General features: G+C 37.4%; 11 protein-coding genes. 10 read left to right on the top strand and 1 reads right to left on the bottom strand.

Features of this window, described 5'->3' with window-relative positions:
- Together AACZ30_RS11360 and AACZ30_RS11355 are read left to right on the top strand one after the other, a co-directional pair.
- A partial coding sequence (locus AACZ30_RS11360) for a response regulator (protein ID WP_339649445.1) occupies positions 1-462 on the top strand: 462 nt, incomplete at its 5' end.
- A gap of 252 nt (positions 463-714) precedes the next feature.
- Entirely contained in the window at positions 715-924 is a 210-nt protein-coding gene (locus AACZ30_RS11355; protein ID WP_339649444.1) for a hypothetical protein, read from the top strand.
- Here AACZ30_RS11355 and AACZ30_RS11350 read toward each other — a convergent pair whose 3' ends face one another.
- Complete coding sequence (locus tag AACZ30_RS11350; RefSeq protein ID WP_339649443.1) at positions 925-1,512, bottom strand: riboflavin synthase; 588 nt, start codon at positions 1,510-1,512, stop codon at positions 925-927.
- 146 nt (positions 1,513-1,658) lie between these two features.
- Between AACZ30_RS11350 and pdxA the strand changes: the two genes are divergently transcribed.
- The 8 genes from pdxA to mtgA all read left to right on the top strand — a co-directional run.
- Positions 1,659-2,705 (top strand): 4-hydroxythreonine-4-phosphate dehydrogenase PdxA, encoded by a 1,047-nt coding sequence (gene pdxA, locus AACZ30_RS11345; protein WP_339649442.1) that lies wholly within the window; start codon positions 1,659-1,661, stop codon positions 2,703-2,705.
- A 96-nt stretch (positions 2,706-2,801) separates the two neighbouring features.
- Positions 2,802-3,341: a DUF177 domain-containing protein gene (locus AACZ30_RS11340; RefSeq protein ID WP_075327882.1), complete on the top strand. Its 540-nt coding sequence runs from the start codon at positions 2,802-2,804 to the stop codon at positions 3,339-3,341.
- Positions 3,342-3,350: 9 nt separating this feature from the next.
- Positions 3,351-3,548, top strand: coding sequence for a 50S ribosomal protein L32 (gene rpmF / locus AACZ30_RS11335; protein ID WP_037318365.1), 198 nt, complete (start codon positions 3,351-3,353; stop codon positions 3,546-3,548).
- Positions 3,549-3,726: 178 nt separating this feature from the next.
- Complete coding sequence (locus AACZ30_RS11330) at positions 3,727-4,722, top strand: beta-ketoacyl-ACP synthase III (protein ID WP_339649439.1); 996 nt, start codon at positions 3,727-3,729, stop codon at positions 4,720-4,722.
- A 21-nt stretch (positions 4,723-4,743) separates the two neighbouring features.
- A complete protein-coding gene (gene accB / locus AACZ30_RS11325) occupies positions 4,744-5,262 on the top strand; it encodes an acetyl-CoA carboxylase biotin carboxyl carrier protein (protein WP_075325454.1) in 519 nt (172 codons plus the stop codon).
- A 54-nt stretch (positions 5,263-5,316) separates the two neighbouring features.
- A complete protein-coding gene (accC, locus tag AACZ30_RS11320) occupies positions 5,317-6,672 on the top strand; it encodes an acetyl-CoA carboxylase biotin carboxylase subunit (protein WP_075325455.1) in 1,356 nt (451 codons plus the stop codon).
- A 231-nt stretch (positions 6,673-6,903) separates the two neighbouring features.
- Positions 6,904-8,019 carry an FAD-dependent oxidoreductase gene (locus tag AACZ30_RS11315; RefSeq protein ID WP_075325456.1) on the top strand — a complete coding sequence of 372 codons (1,116 nt, stop codon included), beginning with the start codon at positions 6,904-6,906 and terminating at the stop codon, positions 8,017-8,019.
- Positions 8,016-8,635, top strand: a 620-nt coding sequence (gene mtgA / locus AACZ30_RS11310; RefSeq protein ID WP_339649438.1) for a monofunctional biosynthetic peptidoglycan transglycosylase, incomplete at its 3' end; no start/stop codon positions are given. The genes AACZ30_RS11315 and mtgA, both read left to right, overlap by 4 nt.

Here is an 8,635-nt window from a genome sequence, read left to right as displayed (position 1 = left end):
GGAAAAGGAACCGATTTTATTGTTGAAATTCCTTTTGAAAAAGCCACTCAGGAAAAACAGCTTGTTGAAGATGCGAAAGATAATTTTGAGGAAAAGTATTCAGGAAGAATCTTAATTTGTGAAGATAGCGAACTAAATCAGCGATTGGTAAAGGCCCTATTAAAAGGAAAAGGTCTTGAAGTTGATATTGCTTCTAATGGAGAAATCGCCCTTTCGTTTTTGAGGAAAAGCACTTATGACCTGATTTTTATGGATGTACAAATGCCTGTCAAAAATGGGTATGACACTACGAAATTTCTTAGAAAAGAAATGGGGTTAAAAACGCCTATTGTAGCATTAACCGCTAACTTTATGGCTACTGAAAGACAAAAATGTGCTGAGGTTGGTATGGATGATTATCTGGCCAAACCTTTTCAGAAAAAACAACTGTTTGAAAAGGTTGAAAAGTGGGTACAGGGATAAAAGGATTAAAATTTGCGTTGAATAGCCTGTACTAAATTATAGAGTTAATAGGAAAATAGATTAATTTGTAAGAATGGTTAAAGTATAGCAAATTTGTATTATTTTTATAAAGTATGCCCCGTACAAAAACCAACTTGCTAACTTTTACGTATATCTACTCCACAACAAAGTTTTTTGGCGAATAACATTAATGTAGTACATTACGCACGAATTATGAGGGGGAAATATTTAATTATTGTTATATTTTTTTTAATGTTTGGGACGGCAGAAATATCGGCTCAAATGACTCATAGTATGCCAGAGCCAGTAATGAATACGGATTGTGATGATTCCGATGATTGCGAAACTAATTGTTGTGGAGCTCTGCCACCACCGCCAGGTCTTCCCATAGACTTCGGGATTTCAGCCTTAATCGCTGCTGGTTTAGCGCTGGGTATTCATCATATTAAGAATAGAAAATAATCACTTTAAATCCTGCAAACGTTTAACGTATTTCCCAATAACATCAAATTCCAGGTTTACAGTAGCTCCTTCCGTAAGGTTTTTAAATGTAGTATGTTCATAGGTATAAGGAATTATGGCGACGCTAAATTCATCTTTCTTAGAATTTACAACAGTTAAACTCACCCCATTTAAGGTTATAGAACCTTTTTCAATCGTAATATTTTGCAATGTTGGGTCGTATTCAAAAGTAAACTCCCAACTTCCGTTTTTCTCTTCTACCTTGTTGCAAATTGCGGTTTGGTCTACGTGACCCTGTACAATATGGCCGTCTAAGCGGTCACCTAACTTCATTCCACGTTCCAGGTTTACCGGTGCGCCTTCAGCCAAATTCTTTAAATTCGATTTTTGCAGTGTTTCGGCTACTGCAGTAACGGTATACTCATTATCCTTAATTGATACCACCGTTAAACAAACGCCATTATGCGCTACACTTTGGTCTATTTTTAATTCTGGCGTCATTGCTGCTTTTATGCTGAAATGCATATTTCCACCTTCCGGCTCTATGCGGCTAACTTCTCCTACTTCTTCAATAATTCCGGTAAACATATCTTTGGATTATTCTTACATTTGTGATGTAAAAATATAAATAAACACGGGAAGTTTAATGAAATAGCCCAGAACAAATCCAGATTTAATTTTGGATTGAAAATGGTAATTTATTAGCAAGAAATATTCCCGATAATTATAAGCAGATGAAGCAAACAGAAAAGGTGAAATTAGGAATAAGCATAGGAGATTTAAACGGAATTGGAAGTGAAATAATGCTTAAAACCTTTGATGATTCCCGGATGTTAGACTTCTGTACTCCGGTAATCTTTGCTTCTACCAAAGTACTCACTTTTTTAAAGAAACATTTTAATCTTTCCCTTAACTTCCAGGGAATAGATGAGGCTTCAAAAGCTATAGACGGAAAAATTAATGTGGTAAATGTTTGGAAAGAAGGGGTAAATATCAATTTTGGCGAAGAAGATCCTAAAATTGGTGAATATGCTTTTAAATCGCTTCAGGCTGCAACAAAAGCGCTTAAGGAAAATGAAATTGATGTGTTAGTTACGGCGCCTATCAATAAACACAGTATCCAGTCGGCTGATTTTAATTTTCCCGGCCATACCGATTATTTAGCTAAGGAACTGGAAGGGGAGAGTCTTATGTTTATGATTACCGACACCTTGAAAATTGGTTTACTTACAGATCACGTAGCCCTAAAAGATATTGCGAATACAATTACCCCAGAATTAATTGAAAAGAAACTAAACATAATTCAGGAAACCTTAAAACAGGATTTTAGGGTGCAAAAACCAAAAATTGCTGTTTTAGGAATAAATCCGCATAGCGGAGATAATGGAGTAATTGGAAAAGAAGATGAAGAGATTTTAAAGCCTACCCTTCAGAAATTACGTGATAAAGGCGATTTGGTTTTCGGTCCATTTTCAGCCGATAGTTTTTTCGGTTCAAAAAATTACGTAAATTTTGATGCAGTGGTGGCTTCTTATCACGACCAGGGTTTAATTCCGTTTAAAACACTTTCTTTTGGGAATGGGGTGAATTTTACCGCCGGTTTAAGTAAGGTGAGAACTTCGCCAGATCACGGTACCGCTTTTGAAATAGCCGGAACAAATTCGGCTAATATTAATTCTTTTAAAGAAGCTGTTTTTCGAGCAATAGAAATTCATAAATGCCGTGAAGAGTATAAGGAACTCACCAAAAACCCTTTAAAGAAACAGGGTAGAAAGTTATAAACAAAAATTTGTTTATAACAGCGCTCTAATTTATTAATTTTTATATATTTGCACCCGCCTAAGCCGAAGCGGCCCGGGCAAGAAATTGACGATGAGATGAGGAAATTAGCAGCGTATACAATTCCTTTTGTGGGATTAAAGCTGGGAAAACACCAGTTTGAATACGATATTGATAATGAGTTCTTTGAGCATTTTGAGTACGACGATTTAAATAGTGCCAATGTTAAAGTTGATTTGTTGTTGGAGAAGAAAACAACAATGATGGAGCTTACTTTTAAAGCTTCGGGTGCTGTAAACGTAAATTGTGACCTCACAAACGAGCCATACAATCAGCCTATAGACGGCAGTTTGTTTTTGGTAATTAAGTTTGGGGAAGAATTTAACGACGAAAATGAAGATTTACTTATTTTGCCACACGGTGAATTTGAAGTTAATATTCAGCAATATATTTACGAACTTATAGTTTTGTCTATACCATTAAAAAGGGTGCATCCCGGGGTAGAAGACGGTACTTTAGAATCTGACGTACTTGATAAACTTGAAGAATTAAGTATTAATAATAACGAGAATAAAAATGATGAGGATGAAATAGATCCTCGCTGGGATAAATTAAAAAACTTATTAAACGATAAATAACAGCAAGCCATGGCACATCCAAAGAGAAAAATCTCGAAAACCAGAAGAGATAAAAGAAGGACACATTATAAAGCTTCGGTACCTAAAATAGCTACAGATCCTACAACAGGAGAGGCGCATTTGTACCACAGAGCACACTGGCATGAAGGTAAACTATATTACCGAGGCCAGGTATTAATTGACAATACCGAAGAAATAGAAGCTTAATTTAACATAGAGCTTTAACTTTTTATAAAAACTCTCACCCACGTGAGAGTTTTTTGTTTGAAGTTGAATAAGTGCTAAAAAGACCTTAATTTGCACCCCCGTTCAAAGAAAAATTAGTACTTTTCTTTTTAAGTTTTTACGTTTTTTTAGAACGTAAAAGGGGTTAAAAGTCAAATCTATGAATAAAATCACAGCAGCAATTACCGCTGTGGGTGCCTATGTGCCCGAAGATGTGTTAACCAACAAAATGTTGGAAGAAATGGTTGAGACCAATGATGAATGGATCTTCAGCCGAACCGGAATACGAGAACGCCGAATACTTAAAGACCCTAATAAAGGAACTTCATACTTAGGAATAGAAGCAGCTAAAAATTTATTAGAAAAATCTAATCTCGATCCAAAAGAGATAGACCTTGTTATTCTTGCTTCTGTAACCCCAGACCTACCTGTAGCTGCTACTGCAGTTCACGTTGCTACCCAAATAGGTGCTATAAATGCTTTTGCCTACGATCTTCAAGCCGCATGTTCAGGATTTTTATATGCTATGTCTACAGGATCGGCATATATAGAATCTGGGAGGTATAAAAAAGTATTGGTAATTGGAGCCGATAAAATGTCTTCTATTATTGATTATACCGATAGAACTACGTGTATTATCTTTGGAGATGGCGCCGGTGCAGTACTTATGGAACCAAATGAAGAAGGTTTTGGCTTGCAGGATGAAATTCTTAGAAGCGATTCTATTGGAAGAGACTCCCTTAGAATTGAAGCCGGAGGCTCTTTAATGCCACCATCGGCAGAGACTGTAGCCAATAAATTACATTATGTGAGACAGGATGGTAAAACGGTTTTTAAATTTGCAGTTTCTAATATGGCAGAAGTTAGTGCTAATATTATGGAACGCAATAAATTAACCAATGAGGATGTAGATTGGCTTGTGGCGCACCAGGCAAATAAACGAATTGTAGGAGCAACGGCTAGCCGTATGGGACTTGAAGATAAAAAAGTGCTTATGAATATTGAGCGCTACGGAAACACTACATCGGCTACTTTGCCTTTATTGCTTAGTGATTTCGAAAAGCAATTTAAAAAAGGAGATAATTTAGTTTTTGCTTCATTTGGAGGCGGCTTCACCTGGGGGGCGACCTATTTAAAATGGGCATATAATTCTTAAAAAAACCAACACCCTATTATTATGGATTTAAAAGAAATTCAGAATTTAATCAAGTTTGTAGCCAAATCTGGTGCCAGCGAGGTAAAACTGGAAACGGGCGATGTAAAGATCACCATTAAAACAGGCTCAGACGAGAAAGAAACTATTGTTCAACATGTGCCAATGGGCGGCCAAATGCAGCAAATGCCTGCACAGCCACAGCCTCAACAGCAACCTCAACAACAGGCACCTGCTCCTTCTCAGGAAAGTGATTCCCAGAGTAAAGAAGAGCAAAAAGCACCTGCAGGAGAAGATTCAAATTATATTACCGTAAAATCTCCTATAATTGGAACATTTTACCGTAAACCTTCTCCAGATAAGCCAACTTTTGTAGAAGTAGGAGATTCAATTAAAGAAGGTGATGTGCTTTGTGTAATTGAGGCTATGAAACTTTTCAATGAAATTGAAAGCGAAGTTTCAGGGAAAATAGTAAAAGTATTGGTAGACGATTCTTCTCCTGTAGAGTTCGACCAGCCATTATTTTTAGTAGATCCATCATAAATTACTGCCCATTTAGCTTAAGGGAAATTTTTCCCGGCCAAAAAAACAATAGGTATGTTTAAAAAAATATTGATTGCAAACAGGGGCGAGATCGCATTGCGCATACTTCGCACCTGTAAAGAAATGGGAATTAGCACCGTTGCGGTTTATTCTACTGCCGATGCTGAAAGTCTTCACGTAAGGTTTGCCGACGAGGCCGTATGTATTGGTCCGCCGCCCAGTAATTTATCTTATTTAAAAATTTCAAATATTATTGCGGCTGCAGAAATTACCAATGCAGATGCAATTCATCCCGGCTACGGTTTTCTTTCAGAAAATGCCAAATTCTCAAAAATCTGTGAAGAACACGATATTAAATTTATCGGTGCCTCACCAGATATGATCGCGAAAATGGGAGATAAAGCTACCGCAAAAGCCACTATGAGAGCTGCGGGAGTTCCTTGTGTTCCAGGATCAGAAGGGGTAATGAAAGATTTTAAGGAATGCCAAAAACTTGCGAAAGAAATAGGCTTTCCTGTAATGCTAAAAGCTACCGCCGGTGGTGGTGGTAAAGGAATGCGAGCCGTTTGGAAAGAAGAAAATCTTGAAGATGCCTGGGATTCTGCCCGCCAGGAAGCAGGCGCTGCTTTTGGAAACGACGGGATGTATATGGAAAAGCTTATTGAAGAGCCTCGCCATATTGAAATTCAAATTGTAGGAGACAGCACGGGTAAAGCCTGTCACCTTTCAGAAAGGGATTGCTCGGTACAACGCCGTCACCAAAAATTAACCGAAGAAACTCCATCTCCTTTTATGACCGATAGCCTTCGGAAGAAAATGGGAGAAGCCGCAGTAAAAGCTGCCGAATATATTAAGTATGAAGGTGCCGGTACCGTAGAATTTTTGGTAGATAAACACCGAAACTTCTACTTTATGGAGATGAATACCCGTATCCAGGTAGAACACCCAATTACCGAGCAGGTAATAGACTACGATCTTATTAGAGAGCAAATTCTTGTAGCGGCAGGAGTGCCAATTTCTGGAAAGAATTATTTCCCACAATTACACTCTATAGAATGCCGAATTAATGCTGAAGATCCTTTTAACGGTTTCAGACCTTCACCGGGAAAAATCACGAATTTGCACGCTCCCGGCGGTCACGGAGTACGAATAGATACCCACGTTTATAGTGGATATATTATTCCGCCAAACTACGATTCTATGATCGCGAAATTGATCACTACTGCCCAAACCAGGGAAGAAGCGATCAATAAAATGAAACGCGCCTTAGATGAATTTGTAATAGAAGGGATAAAAACAACGATTCCTTTCCATAGGCAACTTATGGATCACCCCGATTATATTGAAGGGAACTACACCACTAAGTTTATGGAAGATTTTAAAATGAAACCACTCGAAAAAGAGGATTAAGTTTTTTCAGTGAATCTAAATATAAGACCTCACAGGTTTCCAAAACCTGTGAGGTCTTTTTATTTACTGGATTTACGTTATTCTGAACCTGCCCTGTCGTTCAGCAGGGATTGTATCAGAATCTAACAAGTTACAAATACAAATATGCTCTGAACTTAAACCAGGTTGATTAGAATTTTCAGACAGCCTCCTTTTTTAATTTCGTATTTTCATTGAAAATTAACTCATTCAATGAACTTTTCTTACTGGGAAACCAAAACCTGGTTTTCAAATATCGATTTTTGTATTGTAGGTAGCGGAATTACCGGGCTAAATTGTGCGCTTGATTTAAAAACACGGTTCCCGAAATCGAAAATCCTGATTTTGGAACGCGGAATTTTACCCAATGGTGCGAGTACAAAAAACGCCGGATTTGCCTGTTTTGGAAGTGTTTCAGAGATTCTTGACGATCTAAATTCACATTCTGAAGAGGAAGTGCTACAACTAGTACAAAAACGGTTAAAAGGTTTAAAATTGCTTCGGAAGAATCTTGGAGATCAAAATATTCGCTATAAAGAATATGGCGGTTACGAACTTTTTGTCAATGAGGATATAACTCTTTTTGAAGAATGTAGGTCGGCTTTACCACAACTTAATAAAATGCTGAAACCAATATTTGGAGACGCTGTTTTTAGTGTTCAAAAAGACAGTTTTGGATTTAAAAATATTCAAAAAAAACTCATTTTTAATCAATTTGAAGGGCAATTAAATACCGGGAAAATGATGGAAGCTCTGCTACATAAAGTGCAGAAGTCCGGCATCAAAATCCTGAATAATATTACAGTTGAAGGATTTGTAGAAACAAAGAACTCAGTAAAGATTAAAACCGATAAATTAGATTTTTCAGCAAATAAATTATTGATCGCTACTAATGGATTTTCAGAAAAATTGGGAATTGCTCAGGTAAAACCCGCCCGCGCCCAGGTTTTGATCACCAAACCGATTAAAAACCTGGAAATTAAGGGTACATTTCATTTGGATAAGGGTTATTATTATTTCAGAAATATTGACGATCGTATTCTTTTTGGCGGTGGCAGAAACCTGGATTTTAAAACCGAAGAAACTACCGAAATCGCTCAAACGAAACTTATTCAGCAAAAACTGGAGAAATTACTAAAAACCACAATTTTGCCTGAAACTGCTTTTGAGATCGATGAACGCTGGAGCGGTATTATGGGCGTTGGAAAGCAGAAAAATCCGGTCGTTAAACAAATTTCAGATAATGTTTTTTGCGGAGTTCGCCTTGGCGGAATGGGGGTTGCTATTGGCAGTTTAGTAGGGAAAGAACTTTCAGAATTGATAAAATGATTAAAAAAATATTCAAATTTCTATTGAAACTTGCAGGAATTTTACTCCTGTTTTCGCTTTTTATTGTATTGCTGTTTAAATGGGTTCCGGTGCCGTTTACGCCGTTAATGGCTATTCGATATTTTGAAAATCCTGAGGAGAAAATTCAACATTCGTGGGTGCCACGACAAGATATTTCCCGGCATTTGCAACTTGGCGTAATTGCCAGTGAAGATCAAAATTTCGTAAAACATAATGGTTTTGATATTGAAGCTATAGAAAAGGCCATTGAAGATAATCAAAAAGGAAAGCGGGTACGTGGTGCCAGCACAATTTCCCAACAAACCGCGAAGAATGTGTTTTTATGGCCTGGCCGAAATTGGTTACGAAAAGGCCTGGAGGTGTATTTCACTTTTTTGATCGAAACTTTTTGGAGTAAAGAAAGAATTTTAGAAGTTTATCTAAATAGTATTGAAATGGGCCGCGGAATTTACGGTGCAGAAGCGGCTGCACAGCATTGGTTTAACAAATCGGCGGCAAATCTTTCTGTATACGAAGCCGCTGCTATTGCCGCTGTTTTACCGAATCCTAGAGAATACCGGGCAAATCCTGCCAGTAATTATATAAATCAAAGAAA

Source organism: uncultured Salegentibacter sp., from assembly GCF_963972535.1.
Taxonomy (GTDB): Bacteria; Bacteroidota; Bacteroidia; order Flavobacteriales; family Flavobacteriaceae; genus Salegentibacter.
The sequence above is the reverse complement of the archived record's forward strand: the minus strand, read 5'-3'. Positions and strand labels throughout refer to the sequence as shown.